The 18,242-nt window shown below is 32.1% G+C and carries 22 protein-coding genes; 17 read left to right on the top strand and 5 right to left on the bottom strand.

Annotated features, from left to right (window positions below):
- Nucleotides 1–54 precede the first annotated feature (54 nt).
- Nucleotides 55–363, bottom strand: coding sequence for a DUF1540 domain-containing protein (locus tag RTW14_RS09140; protein ID WP_312649784.1), 309 nt, complete (start codon nt 361–363; stop codon nt 55–57).
- 245 nt (nt 364–608) lie between these two features.
- Here RTW14_RS09140 and RTW14_RS09135 point away from each other — a divergent pair, with 245 nt between their 5' ends.
- The 11 genes from RTW14_RS09135 (at nt 609) to RTW14_RS09085 (ending at nt 9,911) form a co-directional block, all read left to right on the top strand.
- A complete protein-coding gene (locus tag RTW14_RS09135; RefSeq protein ID WP_312649782.1) occupies nt 609–1,304 on the top strand; it encodes a Yip1 family protein in 696 nt (231 codons plus the stop codon).
- Entirely contained in the window at nt 1,305–2,093 is a 789-nt protein-coding gene (locus tag RTW14_RS09130) for an ABC transporter ATP-binding protein (RefSeq protein WP_312649780.1), read from the top strand.
- A 1-nt stretch (nt 2,094) separates the two neighbouring features.
- The gene (locus RTW14_RS09125) at nt 2,095–3,765 is read left to right on the top strand and encodes an ABC transporter permease (protein ID WP_312649776.1); all 1,671 of its coding nucleotides are present in this window, start codon (nt 2,095–2,097) and stop codon (nt 3,763–3,765) included.
- A gap of 60 nt (nt 3,766–3,825) precedes the next feature.
- Nucleotides 3,826–4,428 (top strand): GyrI-like domain-containing protein, encoded by a 603-nt coding sequence (locus RTW14_RS09120; RefSeq protein ID WP_312649772.1) that lies wholly within the window; start codon nt 3,826–3,828, stop codon nt 4,426–4,428.
- A gap of 32 nt (nt 4,429–4,460) precedes the next feature.
- Nucleotides 4,461–5,816: a DUF2812 domain-containing protein gene (locus RTW14_RS09115; protein ID WP_312649771.1), complete on the top strand. Its 1,356-nt coding sequence runs from the start codon at nt 4,461–4,463 to the stop codon at nt 5,814–5,816.
- 150 nt (nt 5,817–5,966) lie between these two features.
- Entirely contained in the window at nt 5,967–6,572 is a 606-nt protein-coding gene (locus RTW14_RS09110) for a sugar O-acetyltransferase (protein WP_312649767.1), read from the top strand.
- Nucleotides 6,573–6,636: 64 nt separating this feature from the next.
- Nucleotides 6,637–6,771 (top strand): hypothetical protein, encoded by a 135-nt coding sequence (locus RTW14_RS09105; protein WP_312649765.1) that lies wholly within the window; start codon nt 6,637–6,639, stop codon nt 6,769–6,771.
- Between the two features lie 15 nt (nt 6,772–6,786).
- Nucleotides 6,787–7,497, top strand: coding sequence for a DUF434 domain-containing protein (locus tag RTW14_RS09100; protein ID WP_312649763.1), 711 nt, complete (start codon nt 6,787–6,789; stop codon nt 7,495–7,497).
- A gap of 166 nt (nt 7,498–7,663) precedes the next feature.
- Complete coding sequence (locus RTW14_RS09095; protein WP_312649760.1) at nt 7,664–8,485, top strand: hypothetical protein; 822 nt, start codon at nt 7,664–7,666, stop codon at nt 8,483–8,485.
- 109 nt (nt 8,486–8,594) lie between these two features.
- Nucleotides 8,595–9,608: a hypothetical protein gene (locus RTW14_RS09090; protein WP_312649755.1), complete on the top strand. Its 1,014-nt coding sequence runs from the start codon at nt 8,595–8,597 to the stop codon at nt 9,606–9,608.
- 168 nt (nt 9,609–9,776) lie between these two features.
- The gene (locus RTW14_RS09085; protein WP_312649751.1) at nt 9,777–9,911 is read left to right on the top strand and encodes a hypothetical protein; all 135 of its coding nucleotides are present in this window, start codon (nt 9,777–9,779) and stop codon (nt 9,909–9,911) included.
- A gap of 51 nt (nt 9,912–9,962) precedes the next feature.
- Here the strand turns inward: RTW14_RS09085 and RTW14_RS09080 are convergent, their stop codons facing one another.
- Nucleotides 9,963–10,517 (bottom strand): hypothetical protein, encoded by a 555-nt coding sequence (locus RTW14_RS09080; protein ID WP_312649748.1) that lies wholly within the window; start codon nt 10,515–10,517, stop codon nt 9,963–9,965.
- 237 nt (nt 10,518–10,754) lie between these two features.
- On the opposite strand from RTW14_RS09080, the gene RTW14_RS09075 reads away from it, so the two are divergent.
- The 3 genes from RTW14_RS09075 (at nt 10,755) to RTW14_RS09060 (ending at nt 15,298) form a co-directional block, all read left to right on the top strand.
- Nucleotides 10,755–13,346, top strand: coding sequence for an HD domain-containing phosphohydrolase (locus RTW14_RS09075; protein ID WP_312649741.1), 2,592 nt, complete (start codon nt 10,755–10,757; stop codon nt 13,344–13,346).
- A gap of 64 nt (nt 13,347–13,410) precedes the next feature.
- Nucleotides 13,411–13,602, top strand: coding sequence for a hypothetical protein (locus RTW14_RS09070; protein ID WP_312649738.1), 192 nt, complete (start codon nt 13,411–13,413; stop codon nt 13,600–13,602).
- Between the two features lie 253 nt (nt 13,603–13,855).
- Nucleotides 13,856–15,298 (top strand): FAD-dependent oxidoreductase, encoded by a 1,443-nt coding sequence (locus RTW14_RS09060; protein WP_312649735.1) that lies wholly within the window; start codon nt 13,856–13,858, stop codon nt 15,296–15,298.
- Nucleotides 15,299–15,365: 67 nt separating this feature from the next.
- Here RTW14_RS09060 and RTW14_RS09055 read toward each other — a convergent pair whose 3' ends face one another.
- Entirely contained in the window at nt 15,366–15,593 is a 228-nt protein-coding gene (locus tag RTW14_RS09055) for a hypothetical protein (RefSeq protein WP_312649733.1), read from the bottom strand.
- Between the two features lie 84 nt (nt 15,594–15,677).
- Nucleotides 15,678–16,007: a winged helix-turn-helix transcriptional regulator gene (locus tag RTW14_RS09050; protein ID WP_312649730.1), complete on the bottom strand. Its 330-nt coding sequence runs from the start codon at nt 16,005–16,007 to the stop codon at nt 15,678–15,680.
- A 153-nt stretch (nt 16,008–16,160) separates the two neighbouring features.
- On the opposite strand from RTW14_RS09050, the gene RTW14_RS09045 reads away from it, so the two are divergent.
- On the top strand, nt 16,161–16,562 hold the full coding sequence (locus RTW14_RS09045; RefSeq protein WP_312649727.1) for a pyridoxamine 5'-phosphate oxidase family protein: 402 nt from the start codon (nt 16,161–16,163) through the stop codon (nt 16,560–16,562).
- Complete coding sequence (locus tag RTW14_RS09040) at nt 16,562–17,182, top strand: indolepyruvate ferredoxin oxidoreductase subunit alpha (RefSeq protein WP_312649724.1); 621 nt, start codon at nt 16,562–16,564, stop codon at nt 17,180–17,182. The genes RTW14_RS09045 and RTW14_RS09040 overlap by 1 nt, the downstream gene beginning before the upstream one ends.
- Nucleotides 17,183–17,362: 180 nt before the next feature.
- Here the strand turns inward: RTW14_RS09040 and RTW14_RS09035 are convergent, their stop codons facing one another.
- Nucleotides 17,363–17,521: a hypothetical protein gene (locus RTW14_RS09035; RefSeq protein WP_312649722.1), complete on the bottom strand. Its 159-nt coding sequence runs from the start codon at nt 17,519–17,521 to the stop codon at nt 17,363–17,365.
- A 366-nt stretch (nt 17,522–17,887) separates the two neighbouring features.
- On the opposite strand from RTW14_RS09035, the gene RTW14_RS09030 reads away from it, so the two are divergent.
- The gene (locus RTW14_RS09030; RefSeq protein ID WP_312649720.1) at nt 17,888–18,136 is read left to right on the top strand and encodes an alpha/beta-type small acid-soluble spore protein; all 249 of its coding nucleotides are present in this window, start codon (nt 17,888–17,890) and stop codon (nt 18,134–18,136) included.
- The last annotated feature ends 106 nt before the right edge of the window (nt 18,137–18,242 follow it).

Raw genomic sequence — 18,242 nt, 5'->3', positions numbered from 1 at the left:
GAAGTGACTGCCTTTCTTTTGTTAGGGAGGATATGTAAAGGCAGAAAATCTGCCTTAGCTTTGTTTAAAAGATGCACACTCTGTACCAGTGTAACCATGATTAATGGAAATAGAGCTTGCTGTACAATTTTTATTTTGGTTAAAGACGCATCTATGTGCATCACAGTCAATACTTAATGATTGGTTAGGAGAGTCATATCGAACTCCACTGGTCATTTGATTTTGTGTTCTTTCTGTGAATGATCCACAACCTGTGTCTGAGCTGGTATGAGCAGTTTCTCCCTTTACATGGATAGAAGGTCTGCAGCAATACCCTTTACTATTACTTGAACATACATTAACATTACATTGTAGTGTAGTCATAACTTTACCACCTTTCTTTTTATTACTTATTCTATTCAAGCTAGGCCAAACTATTCAAAAAAGAAAAATAATTCTTAAAAACATTTGAAAATTTTATTATGTCGAATTTTGTCTAAACACGGAGGAATATTTTTCTTGGAATAAAAGCTTATAAGAGATATACTTAAAAATGTATGACTAAAATAAGGAAAGTGGGGAGCTGGCTAAAGTAAAAGTAAAAGCTAGTTTAAAAAGGAGAGATTAATATGAATGATTATAACAACCAAATTGAGAACATTGATAACAATGAAATGTACAATGATCCAGACATACAGGAAAAAATGAATCCTTGGTTCAGTATGTGGACTAAACCAAGAAAAACTATGAGGTATATTCTTAATGATAATCCAAGAAAATACATTATTCCTTTAGCTATGATTTATGGAGTACTATCAGCGTTAGACAAAGCTAGTTTAAAAAACATGGGAGATACATTCTCGCTGTGGAGTATTTTATTAATTGCCATAGTTGGTGGGAGTATTGGTGGAATCTGCTATGTATATTTAGATGCTTTATTATTAAAATGGACAGGAACGTGGATTGGTGGAAAGGGCACAACAGAACAAATAAGGGCAGCAATAACCTGGGGCTCAATTCCTTACATAGTAGTTTCAATTCTTTGGATTCCAGAATTAATTTTATATGGTAAAGAATTGTTTACAACTGCTACACCAATGGTTGATGCTAGTCTGTCATTAAGTATACTTTTAATTGTACTAGGTATGATAGAATTTGTTTTTTCCATATGGAGTGTCATCGTAGGCTTAAAATGTTTAGGGGAAGTTCAAGGCTTTTCTGCATGGAAAGCTTTAGGCAATTCTATTTTAGCTGGATTAGTCATTTTAGTTCCTCTTGTTATTCTTTTAATTAGTATGTTTGCTGCTATAGGCAGGTGGTATTAAATGAATGAAGAAAATCAATCAATGATTTCTATTAAAGATTTGAAAATGAACTTTGGAGATAAGCAAGTTTTAAAAGGAATTAACCTGGAGATACAAAGTGGTCAAATCATTGGATATATAGGCCCTAATGGGGCAGGAAAAAGCACAACAGTAAAAATTTTATTAGGAATTCTGGAAGGTTTTCAAGGTCAGGTTAAGGTGTTTGGGGAAGACATATCTTCGGGAAGCATTGAATATAAGAAAAAAATTGGTTATGTACCAGAAACAGCGGAGGTGTATGATACCCTTACCGCACAGGAATACCTTACCTTTATTGGGGAGTTATACGGCATGGACTTCGAAATTGTTGACAAAAAAGCGCAAAGGCTGGTTTCCCTATTTGGTATAGGGGATGTTTATAATTCAAGAATTTCTTCATTTTCAAAGGGTATGAAACAAAAAGTGCTTATTATTGCAAGCCTTCTTCACAACCCAGATATTTTATTCTTTGACGAACCTTTAAGTGGACTAGATGCAAACAGTGTAATGATTTTTAAGGAAATTATTACAGAGCTTGCAGCTCAGGGAAAAACCATCTTTTATTCATCACATATAATGGAAGTTGTAGAAAAAATCAGCGACCGGATTATTCTTATTAATGGTGGTCAGATTGTAGCAGATGGCACATTTTCAGAACTTCAGACAAAAAGTAGTGAAGGCTCCTTGGAAGAAATCTTTAATCAGTTGACAGGATTTAACCAGTATAAGGAAATTGCTTCTGAATTTATTTCTGTCCTGAAAGAGGCATAACATGAAAGAATTTACTATTTTAAAATTTTTAGATAAAATCAGTTTTGTTTTTAAATCCTTTGGGATTGATTATCCTGTTATGAGGAAAATTCTGCAAATTAAATTTCTTATGGATGAGAGAAGAGTTCCTACAGTTTTAATGGATGGAAAAAATCGGGAATCTAAAAATTCCTTTAGGTCAGCATTAGGGATATATATATTCATGGGTATTTTTATTGGATTATTCATGATTCCGTCATTCCCATTATTTTTTAAGATGAACGTTGTATTAGGGATGATTATCTTTATGATTATGACTACTATGATTTCGGATTTCTCTGCTGTGCTTTTGGATGTTAAGGAGAAAACCATTTTATTGTCTAGGCCAGTAGATGCTCAAACATTAAGTGCAGCAAAACTAATCCATATCATTGTTTATTTGTTCAGTATAACAATGGCTATAGCCGGAGGAGCTCTTATAGTAGGTCTGATTCGGTATGGAGTTTTGTTCTTCCTTTTGTTCTTGCTAGAGATTGTGCTGATATGTGGATTTTTGATTTTATTTACAGCCCTTTTTTACTATGCAGTTATGACTGTTTTTAGTGGTGAAAAGCTAAAGGATATTATTAATTATTTTCAAATAGTGCTGACAATCTTTATGACTGTAATGTACCAGTTTACAGGGAGAATATTTGCAGTTTCAAATATGAATATAAGCATTACACCACATTTATGGCATTTTCTCTTGCCATCATCATGGTTTGCTGCTCCATTTATGCTACTTATGGAGAAAGATTTTAACTTATATTACATTATACTGAGTCTGATAGGAATTATTGTTCCTATCATAACCATAACCCTATATATAAAGGTTGTTGCACCTCGTTTTGAAAAGAATCTTCAGAAACTGAATAACAGCGGCAGCTCTAACAAAAAGAATGTAAAAAAAGAATCCTTCCAAAGGATCATTTCTAATATCTTTTGCCGTCAGCCGCTGGAGAAAGTTTTTTTCAGATTTACGCTGCAAATGTTAGATAATGAAAGAAAATTGAAACTTAGAATATATCCCAGCCTTGTTTTTTCAGTAATATTTCCATTTATTTTTTTTCTTAATTTTTTTACAGGAGAGCGGTCATTTTCAGATGCATTTGCAGAGCTAACCAGTGGAAAGTATTATCTTTATTTGTACTTTTCCGTGGCATTGCTTGCTTCACTATTTTCTATGATTAGTTTGAGTGAAAATTACAAAGGAGCATGGATTTATAAGGCTCTTCCTGTTGATAACCCTGTTATGGTAATGAAAGGTGCATTTAAAGCATTTTTATTTAAGTACATGGTTCCAATTTATTTGTTTATAAGTTTGATTTTTATTCTCCTGTTTGGATTGAAGATCTTACCAAGTTTAGCTTTAATATTTCTTAATTTAGTCATATTGATGCTTATAATGTTTTGCTCTTCAAAAAGAGAATTACCTTTTTACAAAGATTTTCAATACACTCAAAATGGTAGTAATGCAGGTAAGATGTTTTTTTCATTTGTTTTATGCGCAGTGGCTGCGGGGGGGCACTATTTAGCTTTAGTATTTAATCCGTATGGTTTAGTCATAAATATAGGCATATCACTGATTATTGCAATTATTTTGTGGCATTATAGCTTTCAATTTTCATGGAAAGACATGGCGGAAGATTTTTAATAGGACATGCTGTTGTCATATTTAGCGTGATATACTAAATAAAAAAGGAGCAATGCAATCATGAAGCACGAATGGAAAAAACACGAGAAACAATTATATAGCCCTAAAACTGAAACACAGTTATTGACGGTTCCTAAGCAAAAATATTTTGCAATAAAAGGGGTGGGGAATCCTAATAGTGAAGATTTCGCTGAAAGAATAGCAGTACTTTATTCTTTGGGTTATGCTGTCAGAATGATGCCTAAATCTGGTTTTACGCCGGAAGGATATTTTGAATATACAGTTTATCCTCTTGAGGGTGTTTGGGAGGCATGTGATATGAGTAATAAAGATAGCTATGTTTATACGATTATGATTAGACAGCCAGATTTTGTTACATCTAAAATAGCGGAGATGGCTTTGCAGATAGCAAAAAAGAAAAAGCCACATTCGTTATTAGATGAAACTTATTTCTGTGAAATAGAAGATGGGCTGTCAGTTCAAATTCTTCATGAAGGTGATTATGATGATGAACCTTTTAGTTTTGAAAAAATGCTGGAGTTTATGAAAGAAAATGGCTTTACACGCAAATTAGATACCCATCGTGAAATCTATCTATCAGATGCAAGAAAAGTTGAAAGGGATAAATTGAAGACGATTTTACGATATACTATAACAAAGTAAAATCAAAAATATAAAGATGTGAGGCACCTCAGATGTTGAAAAAATCCACATTTGGAGGTGCTCTTTTTATAAATGAAGTAATGGAGATAGAAATAATGGCTGTAAAAAAGATTAGACGGTTATGGAATTTTAAATTTTATGATTTTGAATTGATAAATACATACTTAAATGAGAGGGCCAGTCAGGGAGAGGCATTAGAATACATAGGGGCGGTATTTGGTGTATACAAAAAGACCATGTCTGGAGAATATAAATACTGTGTTGATTATATAGAAACTTGCGACGTGAATTCAGAGGAATTTGAAAACTATAAGAAAACGTGGATTGATGAAAGATGGGAATATGTAGATTTTCTTGAAGGTGTGATAATTTATCGGTGTAAAAAACGGGATAGGTGTATGCAGCCCTCTATAAATTTAGACAAGATTAGGGAGGCTATATTTTTAAAGGTAAAAAATGAAGGGAAATCTAAATGTCTGCAGTCAGCAGTTTGGATACTATTGGCGGGATTAAATATATTTTTAGCTGATACTGGGTTTAAAATAGGATGGGCTATAATTGCGGCAATTTACTGTCTACAATTTGACTCGTTTTTTGCCTATCTAAACCTTAAAAAGATGAGTAAAGCTGGATTTACCTATCAATATAATCAATTTACGGCTCAAAAGCGTAATAAAAAAATCCGCATGCTGAGAAGTTTAAAGGAACTTTTGTTAGGAATTTTGTTTATATTATTGCCGCTTACTCTTATCTTTTATTATAAATACACCTTTTTTGCAAAATGTGCGATTCTAGTTAGTGTGGCTATTATAGGAAGCAAAATTTATGGAAGTATAAAAATCTATAATGAAAAACGAGAAAACAAATTTAACTTTGAAAGTACAAAGGGTAAATTCCTGATGATTAGTATCGGTATGCTTGTAACAATAGCAGTTATTCTTTCGTTTGTAATGATCGATCAAAGCAAACCAAAGAGAGACATGTTAAAAGCTGTTCCCTGCATAGTTTTAGATTGTGATGATAAAGTTAATTATGTTAATCACCACTATGGGAAATGGAATTATGAATACACGAAGGGAATATCAGTGGGCTCGGAAGAAGGATTTCAACTGCCAAAACCTAATGAAATTGAAAGTATTAATATAGGAAATGACAGCACTGTAGACATATCGGCGCTACCAGAACCGAACAAAATGGAAATTAGGTATTGGAAAAAAGATGACTTCAACAATCTTAAATCCTATGATAAGGGATATAAGGAAATAGAAATGAAAAATGGTTCCTTTACAGTTTTGGAAGAAAATGTGGTATATGTGGTGTATGCAGAATGGAAGAAGGAGTTTTATGATGGGGTTGGGTATTATGTATTTACTATTGAACGTAAATAGTGTATGGTGAGTAGGTGGCGTGGCAGTTTAGAAGTAAACTTGTTTAATAATTTTTAATATCAATCAGATAATAATAAGAGAATCGTATAAGCAACTTTTCATTAGCTAATATTAGTAATGGAAAATGAGTTGTATATGGGAGGCTAGATAATGAGAGAGGAAGAAAGAATCTTTGCGGGGAAGTTGTTTGATGCCCGCTCCAAAGAACTTCGTGATATAAAGCACAAGGCACACATTCTATGCCAAAAATTTAATACACTTGATGAATATGATGAAAACCGCTTATCCATAATTAAAGAATTTATTGGAGGAATAGGGGAAAAGTACTATTTCCAAGGGCCCATACAATTTAATTACGGAGTTCATACTTATATTGGTGAAAATTTCTTTGCAAATTTTAATACTACCATTTTAGATGATGGGAGAATTTACATTGGAGACAATGTTATGTTTGGACCCAATGTATCGCTCATGGCAACATCACATCCGTTGATTCCAGAGGAAAGAGTTGCCATGAAGTATAAAGATGGACATGTATCCATGTCCGAATATGCAGAAGAAATTCATATTGAAAATAATGTCTGGATTGCATGCAATGTTGTAGTTTGCGGCGGGGTACATATTGGAAATAATGTTGTAATAGGGGCGGGCAGTGTTGTTATAAAAGACATACCAGACAATTATCTCGCATATGGTAATCCTTGCAAGCCAATTAGACTAATTACAGAAAAAGATTCAAAGTTGGATTTATTGTGATAAATTACAAAGGTGATGAAGAAAATCAAATGTATAAACATTAAATTTGAAAGGAGGAATGCTTATGATTAAAAAGTGTAAACAGTGCGGTTGCATATTAGCATCCGGTGAAAATAATAAAGTTTGTGAAAATTGCCGACAGAAGAAGAGAAATAAGAGATTAGAGGTGAATGAAGGCAGAAAGAAGAAAAAAATTTAGTTAAGGGGTGAAGATATGGGTGAAACTACAAAACGCGGGTACTCACCTGATAACCAACGTGATTTTACAGGGCTTGCTTTAGCAACCATGGAGCAGGCCGCTGAAGAACTATATTTTTTGCTAAATCATGGCTATCCAATCAAGGGGGCGTCAACGTTTATTGGAAATCATTATCTTCTTTCAGAGCGTCAGCGAGTTGCTTTGACACGCATTATTTCATCTAAGGAGAATATTGCTGCGCGAAAAGTAAAACAAAAATATCCAGAAAATATGGCAGGTGACACAGTCAACATAGATGGGTTTAATGAGATTATTACGTTGGAAGTTGCATTATCAGGATCACCGGTCTTAATGTGTATGGATGGTACATTTCGTGATCTTGCCGGTCTCCGTGGCACCTATAGGCTTATTGACAAAACCAATACTGCCATCCGTTTAATTATTTCTGAACTTAAAAATATTTTTGTTACAAAGGCAATATTCTGGCTAGATGCACCTGTTTCCAATTCAGGTAGATTAAAAACCCGAATTGCAGAGATTGCAGAGGAGGAACAATTTGAAATTGAGATTCAAATTGTCAATAACGTAGATAAAATACTTTATGAACAGTCAAATGTAATTAGTAGTGATAGTATTGTTCTCGACCATTGTACAAGTTGGTTGAATCTAAATGAAGAAATTTTTTTAAGTTTGCCAGATATATGGATTATTGATTTAAATCAGTGAAAGGTTAAGAACTTTGTAAGCTCTTGACCTTTTTTCATTGTGTAAATTATTTCTGAAATATTGTATGTTAATTAAATATAAGCATTAAAGCCAGATTCAGACGGGTATCAATAAAAAATTTGAAACATAATATAAATGGAAGAAACGAAATCTGGAGGAGTTCATAATGTTACGGTATATTATAAAAACTGATGATAGCTTAATTGTTTTTGACAAACAATTTGAGCTGCCCTTGGTGCATTTAATTAAGTCAAATTCTACAATATTGAATCAAGATTCTATTTACTTAGGTAAAATTATAAGAATTTTACAATTGCCATCTGTTCCAAGTGAGATTGATGTGATAAATTCAAAGGCAAAAGCTATCATTGAAAATATTTATGCAGGAGACTGGGAAAGTGCCACAGACAATTTAAATCTAATTAAAGCAAATATGAATGAATTAATTCCTAAGCTTCACGAAGCTTCCGTTCTTGATGCTATAATTGTAAGGATGAATTTAGAAATAGGTTATTTAGACCAAAATATAAATAAAAAAAATACAGAGAAAGCAATTGATCAGGCAAATCGTATTACCTTATACATTGCAGATATACTTGATTATTTTAATGTAATTGTACCTACAGATGTAAACCGAATGGGATTTTTTGGAAGAGAGATTCTAATACAAGCACAAAATAATCAATGGGATGATGCGAATATAAACTATTTGCAGTTCCAAAAAATATGGGAGGGGCTAAAACCTCAACTTGATCCTAAATTTAATGAGGATATTAATGATTTTAATGAGACTGTTAATGATTTAGGTGAATCGATTAAGTCGAAAGATTACCAAGCCACAGTTGATGACTCCAATATACTACTTGATAAATTAGATATTTATGAAGCTGATTTTAGGCGTCGAAATACACAGCCAATCGCGCCACCTGCCATACCTCCTAGTGCAAGACCAACCCCACCCCCAAACATACAATACATAACCCAATAAAATAATAAAATTATGTTTCTATGTAAAGGCTTTTAAGGGTAAAGAGTGTGTCAATACATTCTACATGACATATTATAAATGGAATAAATAAAATATGGAGGAGTCAATAATGTCACAATTTACCATAAAAACCAATGACAGCCTATTTGTTATTGCAAAACAGTCGGAGTTGCCTCTAGTACATTTGATTAAAGCAAATCCTGAAATATCTGAGGGGGAATCTATTTGTTTTGGTAAAATTATTAAAGTTTTACAGCTGCCAGCCATTCCAAGACAATTAGACACAATAGAGTCAAATGCTATGGATATAATAGATAACATTTATGCAAGTGAATGGGAAAATGCTGCAAGCAATTTAAATTCAATTAAAACAAATATGAATGAATTGGTGCCTTTTCTCCAAGATGCTTCTGTGCCGGTTGAATTAATGACAAGAAATAATCTTACTATTAATGGTTTAAATCAAAGTATTATGCAAAAAAATAGAAGGCAGGCAATTTCTCAAGCAAATCAAATAACTATGAACATTGCTGACATATTGGATTATTTTAGTGTAATTGTACCAACAGATATAAAACGATTATCCTTTTTAGGAAGGCAGATGATTATAGGAACTGAAAATAATGATTGGGATGAAGTTAATGATAATTACTTAGAACTAAAAAGAGTTTGGGAAAGAGTAAAACCTCAGCTTGATGCTCAATATAGTGGTGATATTGAGGGATTTGACACAGCAATTAATAATTTAGGTCAATCCGTTAATCGAAAAATCTATCAAACTACAATTGATAATACAAGTACATTACTGGATCAAATTGATACTTTAGCATCAGATTTTACAGAGCAAAATTCCTCTGGAACACAGCCAACGACACCAGAAACTGAGCCAACAGTCCCAGGGACATGTCCAACGACCCCAGGGGCACAACCAACGACCCCAGGGACATGTCCAACGACACCGGGAACGCAGCCAACAACTCCAGGAACACGGCCAATAACCCCACCAAGGACGACGCCAACAGTGCCACCAGGAATGCAGCCAACAACACCGCCAAGGACGACACCAATAATGCCACCAGGAATGCAGCCAACAACTTCGCTAAGGACACGGCCTAAAATATAATATTCAAATTTAACAGACACTGTCAAGAAAGATGTATATTACATAGGACGGTGTCTATTTTATTAAAATGTGTAATTATTTTACAATTATTAAGACTTAATGGACCTTTTAATTAAAGAAAAAGTGGACATAAATAATAAAAGAAAAAATTAAAAAGGAGATAACATTATGAAAAAAAGTGGTAAGAATAAAAAGATTCAAGTAAAAATTGATCGGCCAAATGAATGCCCAAAGAAGGATAAGGATGGAAATTGCTTAGTACCGGGGGCTTATAGTGATTCTGATCCAATAGGTGGTGGCTGATTAAGTGCACTAAGGTTAAAAAACTGCTAATTTAGCAGTTTTTTATTGTAATTATAAAAAAATCGTTATTGAAACAACTCCAGCTATAAATGAGCCAAAAACATTAAAGATCATATCAAAATCAGTATCAGCAAGTCCATGTTGACACATGATTTTTTTAGAAAAACAATCATGGACAAATTCAATAATTTCAAAAAACACACCAATACTGATTCCCAATGTCATAACAAACAAAAATGTGTAAATCCAGCTTACATTCACTAATGGAGTTATATAATTAATAATTGAAAAAGCCAGAAGTGAAAACGAAAAGGAACCAAATAGATGAAGGTAGCGGTCAAAGTAGTTGGATTTATAATAAATATTAAGGTATGAGCCTACAAAAGTATGCCCTATAACGGTAATTACAGAACAAGTTAGAATGAAGTCTGGAATGTTTAACTTAAAATAGTGTTCATAAAGCAGAAAAGATAGGATAACGCAATAAATAATCAAATCTCCAGTAAATTTACTAGTTTTTTTCTGTTGCAAGTATTTAAACATTAAAAAAATCTGAGACATAGATATAATTGCAACATTTAATATAAAAATTATCTGATGAAACATAAGAGCTCCTTATAGATTTTATTCTTATCATTTGATTAAATCATTAAATTATACATACCTTAAATTTATACACAATCTAATTTAAATAATAAAATATACTTTAATATTTCTTAGAAAATGTAGTAATTTGGCGAAGAATGTAATATAATGGTTAAAAATTCAGAAAATTAGAAAATATTAGCAAGTTGAAAGATATAAATTCGGAATGTAAAAATTTTTCAATTTGGAGGTAGATTTATGAATTGGATAAAAAGAAGTATTACAAGAATAATCGGTATAACCGTTATATTATTTATATTTTTATTTTTCTTTATTTATTTTTATTTTTTAGATATACAACTGAAAAGCTATTTTGAACAACAGAGCAAAGAACAGTTAATAAAGGATTCCAAAAATATTTCCACGGAAGTCAATATGTTTTTGCAAAAATATATCGTAATAGTAGATCAAGCTAAAAAAAATCCGGACTTTATAAAAATTGCCAGTGAAATAAAAGAACAGGATAAAAAAAGAGAGAATCCCCTATATCCTCAAGTAACCAATGAACTGAAAAACATTTCTGATATGGATAAAAATATTGCGCTGTCATACATTGCACTACCCAATACGAACGATTTAATAACTAACATATACGATTATGATATGGCTTCTGGTTATGATTTGAATAAAAGAGACTGGTACATTAAGATTATTGAGGAAGGAAAAACAACAATAATAGCTCCTTATCTGGATATGGTCACAGGGAAAATGGCTATAACTATAGGAGCACCAATAGTAGACAATGGAAAATTTTTAGGTACTTTTGCAATAGATATTATGATTGAAGATATTAATACAATAATGAGTAACTATAAGATTGGAGATAATGGGTATGTTGTATTGATCTATAATAATGGGCAGATTTTATACCATCCAAATATTGATACCACAGACACAACAAACAAATTTTTTGTTAAAGATTATCTGGGTGATTTATCAAGCAAGATACAATCTGGAAAAAGTGGAATTGCAAGTTATACATATCAAGGAGAAGAAAAATTTGTATCTTATCAACCAATTACAAATACAAATTTAATTGTACTAACTATAATGCCAAAGTCAGAAGTGTTCTACCAGTTAAACAAGTTTATCAGCACTAATTTGTTTATATTAATAGGCTTAGTTATTGTAATGGCTTTTTTTCTAATATTTTTAAAACGATATATTTCAACCCCGGTAATTAAAATATCTAGGGAAATCGAAAATTATAGTAATAATAAATGTATTTCTTTACCGCCAGAGTATTTATTAAGAGAAGATGAAATAGGGATTTTATCAAAAGGCCTTACTTTTATGATACAGAAAATTTCTAAGTATCTTTCTGAAATAGAGCTAAAAAATCAGCAGCTTTTTAATGCTAAAGAGAAAATAAGTATAGAACGTTCATTATTTAAAACTACAATTCATTCATTAGGTGACGGAGTTATTTCAACAGATAAGTTTGGAAGAATTAATCTTATGAACACAGTCGCTGAAAATCTTACAGGTTGGTCTTTACACGAGGCCAAAGGAAAGGAATTTAAAACAGTTTTTAATATTATAAATGAATTTTCAAGAGCAAAATGTGACTGCCCTATTACTCAAGTACTTAAGGTTGGAAAGGTAATTCAATTGGAGGAGTCTACAGTTTTAATTAAGAAGACTGGAGAAGAAATAGCCATTGAGGACAGCGCAGCACCTATTAGAGATGAATATGGTAATATTACGGGTGCAGTTATCGTATTTAGAGATTTTACAGAAAAAAAACAAAAGCAGGAACAAATTTTATTTTTAAGTTATCATGACTATCTTACTGGATTATATAACAGAAGGTTTTTTGAAGAAGAGTTAAAAAGATTAGATAAAGATATAAATCTTCCATTTTCTATTGCAATGATAGATGTAAATGGACTTAAGCTAACTAATGATGCTTTCGGCCACCAAGTTGGGGATGAACTTCTGAAAATAGTGGCCAAAGTCTTAAATAAAGAGTGTAATGAAAATAATGTAATAGCAAGGATTGGCGGTGATGAATTCATTATTTTATTTCCGCAGACAACACGTGAAGAAACTGAAAAAATTATTAAACGTATTTATAAATCTATAGCAGAAGAGAAACTTAATGATATTTTTATCTCAGTTTCTATTGGATTTGACACTAAGTTAAACAGAGAGACACCTATTGACAATGTTATCATTAAGGCTGAAGAACAGATGTATATGAAAAAAATTACAGAGAGTCAAAGTATGCGAAATAAAACTATCCAAGTAATTTTGAATACCTTAAATGAAAAGAATGAACGAGAGAAAATACACTCAGAAAAAGTAAGTAAGATCAGCAAAAAAATTGGTCAAATAATGAATCTTGATGAACAAACGATAAAGGAGTTAGAATTAGCCGGATTGATGCATGATATTGGTAAAATCATAATTTCAGAAGATATATTAAATAAACCTGGTAAACTGACTGAATTAGAGTATCAAGAAATAAAAAGGCATACTGAATGTGGTTACCAAATTTTAAGATCAGTAGATGCCTATTCTTTATTAGCAGAAAATGTGCTTTATCATCATGAGCGATGGGATGGAAATGGATATCCAAAAGGCTTAAAGGGCAGTCAAATACCACTGTTCTCACGCATTATTTCTATAGCAGATTCTTATGAAGCCATGATAGCCAATAGACCATATAAAGCATCGTTGACTGTTGAAGATTCCATTGATGAATTAATTAAAAATGCAGGTACACAATTTGATCCTGAAATTGTCAAAGTATTTGTTGATAATCAAAAAATTATTTTAGAGGTATAATTATTTTACATTTTACGATAATAATTAATACAAACTAAATATATGTTTTTAAGGAGGCGATTATATGAAATTAAAGCCAGAAGATTATCTGAAAAAAGCTTTATTAGATACGCAGGAAAAAGTTCGTGATTTTATGGACTTCTCTTATGAAGTAGACAATCCTGAGGTGAGAGATTTTTTACGTGAATCTGCTAAGATGGAAGGGGTACAAGCCGAAAAAATCAAGAGTTACTTAGAAAACGGTAAGATATATTAAGATGGTTTAGAGAGGCATTTAATCGAGTTCAGAATACAGGATCAAACAAAGATTTTGGTGTAACAGAAGATTCAAAATTATACTTTAACCTATCTGATCCGTCACCAGTTAATGCATTTGGAAATACAAATGCAACACCACCAAGTTTTAAAAGCTAAATAAAAAATTTTAAAAAGAACCTACATTGAGGTTCTTTTTAGTTTCTGTTTATTATTTCTTAAATATGTTCATACTAAAAAATGGGGGTGGTGTTATGAGCTCTATCTGGAGAGAAAATATTGAGATACCTAAAAGAGAGCCTTTAAATAGCGACATTGAAACAGAGGTTGCTGTTATAGGTGGAGGATTGGCAGGAATCTTAACTGCTTATTTTTTACAAAAACAAGGTAAAAAAGTTGTTGTTTTAGAGGCAAAGAATATAGGTAGTGGACAAACTGAAAATACTACTGCGAAAATTACAGGTCAACATAATTTGATTTATCATAGTTTAATACAAGACTTTGGGATAGAAAAGGCAAAAAAATATGCTGAAGCAAATAAAAAAGCAATATCTGAATATAGACGAATTGTTGAGGAAGAGCAAATCAATTGCCATTTTGAGGACCGATCAGCATATCTGTATTCAACGGAGGAGAGTGAACGGTTAGAACAAGAGGCTCATGCCGCTAATCAGTTAGGAATAGATGCATCTTTGACCAATGAGACAAATCTACCTTTTAACATAAAGTGTGCATTAAAGTTTAATCATCAAGCACAATTTCATCCATTAGAATTTTTAAAAGAAATCGCTGAAACATTAAAAATTTATGAGTATACTACGGCAGAGGATATAGAAGATTATCGAATTATTACAGAACATGGGAGTGTAACTGCAGAGTATATTGTAATTGCAACCCATTATCCCTATATTAATGTTCCAGGTTACTACTTTATGCGAATGCATCAAGAACGTTCTTATGTACTTGCATTGAAAAATGCCAAACAGGTAAATGGTATGTACCTTAGTATTGATCAAGAGGGATATTCATTCCGTAATAGAGATGGTGTTTTGATTTTTGGCGGTGGTCAACATAGAACTGGTGAAAATTCAGCAGGTGATAAATATGAAAAGCTTCGTATAGCAGCTAAGAGATTTTTCCCTGAAAGTATTGAAATATCCCATTGGTCGGCACAGGACTGTATGACTCTTGATGGTGTTCCTTACATTGGCCAATTTTCATCATCAACGCCAAATTGTTATGTAGCTACTGGTTTTGGAAAATGGGGAATGACTAACTCCATGATATCAGCTATGATTATATCAGATTCTATTTTAAAAAAAGAAAACAGTTTTGCAGATGTATTCTCGCCGCAAAGATTTAAATTCTCTGCTTCTGCGAAAACATTAATAGAAGATGGAATCCAAGCAGTTAAAGGACTTATGACGGAATTGTTTACTCTGCCTGAAGATGAAATCAATCAATTACCAAATGGACATGGTGGGATTGTAGAGTTTGAAGGTCATAAAGTTGGAGTGTATAAGGATGACCAAGGAAAAGCCTATACAGTATCCACTAGATGTACGCACCTAGGCTGTCAATTAGAATGGAATCCAGATGAGCTTAGCTGGGATTGCCCTTGCCATGGTTCAAGATTTGACTACAGGGGCAACTTGATTAATAACCCTGCTATGAAAGATCTTAGTAATAATTTATAATATAGGCAATAAAAAAGCTAATGGATTTCCATTAGCCTTTTTATTGATTAAAATTAACAATAAGTTATTATCTCTGGCTTTCGTTTCTAGAGTTCTGAGAATTGTTTCTAGAATCCTGAGCGTTTCTACAATCCTGAGCACTTCTAGAATCCTGAGTATTGTTCTTAGAGTTCTGAGATTTGTTTCTAGCATCCTGAGTGCTATCCTTAGCATCCTTTGCCTTATCGTAAGATTCAGCATAATGTGCCTTTGTGTAAGAATTAGCGTTGTTTTGTGTGTTTTTTAAATTATCCATGTTCTATCACCTCCACAGTTTATTATGTGTAGTTATCTGATAATTATCAAAGATTTATATGAAAACCGTAATCCAGTATAGTAATTATTTCCCATTTATATATTGCTGTTGATACTGGATTCCCCATTTAAACATAGCATCCAGAATTGGTCTCAAGCTGTATCCTGTTTCTGTCAGTGTGTATTCAACTCTTGGCGGAACTTCTGGATACACTTTTCTTGTAAGCAGACCACATTCTTCCATAGAACGAAGATTTGAAGTAAGAACTTTTTGTGTAATACTTCCGATGGATTTTTTAAGTTCTCCAAATCGCTTTGTTCCATCTAATAAATCTCTCAATATTAAAACTTTCCAACGGTCACTAATTAACATCAGTGTCGTCTCAACCGGGCAAGCTGGTAATTCTTTTTGCATAATAAACCCACTCTTTCCTCATTAGTATCATTTAAGGTACTACAGCACAAAAAAGTGCTTACTTTACGAAGCATACTGATGGACATATCATAATAGTACAGGTTGTAAAAGTCAAGCCTGTTATCTTAATTAAAATACGGAGGTATTATTAAAATGAAAGAAGTTGTAAATTTTTTAAACGAGAATCCAGTTCAATTTTTAGCTACTGTGGGTCGTGACGGTAAAGCAAAGTGCCGACCATTTATGTTTTGCTTTGAACAGGGAGGAAAGCTTTGGTTCTGTACAAACAATACCAAGGATGTATATAAAGATATGGAGGTTAATCCTTATATAGAAATCTCCGCTTCAAGTTCTACATATACATGGATTCGCTTAAGCGGCAAAGTAATATTTGAAAACAATATGACCATAAAAGAGGAATGTATGAATAATCCGATTGTGAAAGGACAATACCAGTCAGCTGATAATCCAATTTTTGAAGTTTTTTATCTTGAGGATGTAAAGGCAGTAATAGCAGATTTTTCAGGGAATCCTCCAAAGGAGTATATTCTGTAATGAAAACAAAAGATATATTTCAAATTCTTAAAAATGAAATTCATTCCACTGTGTTTGCGGTAGTTGATAAAAATGGGCTGCCCAAGACTTGTGTGATTGATATAATGATATGTGATGATAATTCGCTTTATTTTATAACTGCCAAAGGTAAAAAATTCTATGAACGGTTAATGGATAAACAATATGTTGCAATAAGTGGAATGAAAGGAAAAGATACTCTTTCTACGATTGCTATTTCTGTGTGTGGACAAGTCCGCAATATTGGGAATGAGCTTTTACCATTAATTTTTAAAGAAAATTCTTACATGTCAAAGATTTACAAAAGTGAAGAAAGCAGATCAGTGCTGACAGTTTTTCAACTTTATTCTGGAGAAGGTGAATTCTTTGACTTATCACAAATTCCTCCAGTCCGAGAAGCTTTCTCTTTTGGGGGTACGGCAATTACTGACATGGGTTATTTTATTAATGATAAGTGTATTGGCTGTGGAAACTGCATAAAAAAATGTCCGATTGAATGTATTAAACCAAATGGAAGACAATTTAGAATTAATAGTGAGAATTGTATTCGCTGTGGAAATTGTTTTGAAAGCTGCCATTTAGGAGCAGTAGAAAAAAGGTAATTATAATATCAAGTATTCTGTAAAAATATAATTAAATAGAATGAAGAGTTATAGTACAAAAAGCTAAAGATTGATAATATGGATTATAGGATTAAATTAAGCACAAAAAATAGGTTTAATCTTTTATAATTCCATTTATTCTTCATTAGCTTTTTATTTTATAACTGCATATTGTTCTATTTATAGCATTCTATTTTTAGAATCAGCATTTTGTACATTGCTTCTAGAATCAGCATCTTGTGTATTTTTTTTAACATTCTGAGAACGTTCTTTAGTTTCATCACTGCCGATATTTTTGTAAGCATCAGAATTAATAACTGATTTTCTTAAATAATCCATTTGTATCACCTCCGATGTTATTATGTGTTTTTATTTTTTTAATATTTAAATATTAATTACAATATCAATGCTGTAACTTTTGCCAGTAAAGTCAAGTCTTTTATTATAAAAAATTTGGAGTATAGTGTTATATGTGAATTTAAGGACGGAGGAATGTAAAAATGATGAAATGTACACATTGCATGAGATATTTTGTTATGGATTTAAATGCTGTGGAAAATGGGTATATAATCTGCCCACATTGTGGAGAACTGATAAAACTTTGAGGCTTTTAAAATAATTTCTAAAATAAGCTAGGATATGAAATAATTACATAGATTATAATTATCTTCTTGGGTTAAATTAATAGCACAGGAGGTGATTATAATGACATTACAAGATAAAATGAATAAGAGCTATAAGCCAGCTTTAAATAGCTTAAAGACAGAAATAGCTTCTGAACTTGGACTAACAAATTATGATAGCATCGATAAGGGAAATCTTACAGCACGACAGAATGGTTATGTAGGTGGCTACATGACAAAGACACTTGTAGATATGGCTGAAAAAAGCTTATCAGGCAATATGTCAGGAAGCATGACAAACAGTATGTCTGGAAACATGACAAGCAAATAGTCTAATGAATAATCTTTAAGGCATGAATCTTAGTTTAAGGGAGTCATGCCTTTTAGTTTAAAAATTTATTATAAAAAATATACATATTTTGCCCGTATATAATCTA

This window comes from Aminipila sp. (genome assembly GCF_032051575.1).
Classification (GTDB): domain Bacteria; phylum Bacillota; class Clostridia; order Peptostreptococcales; family Anaerovoracaceae; genus Aminipila.
This window is presented reverse-complemented; position numbering and strand designations above follow the sequence as displayed.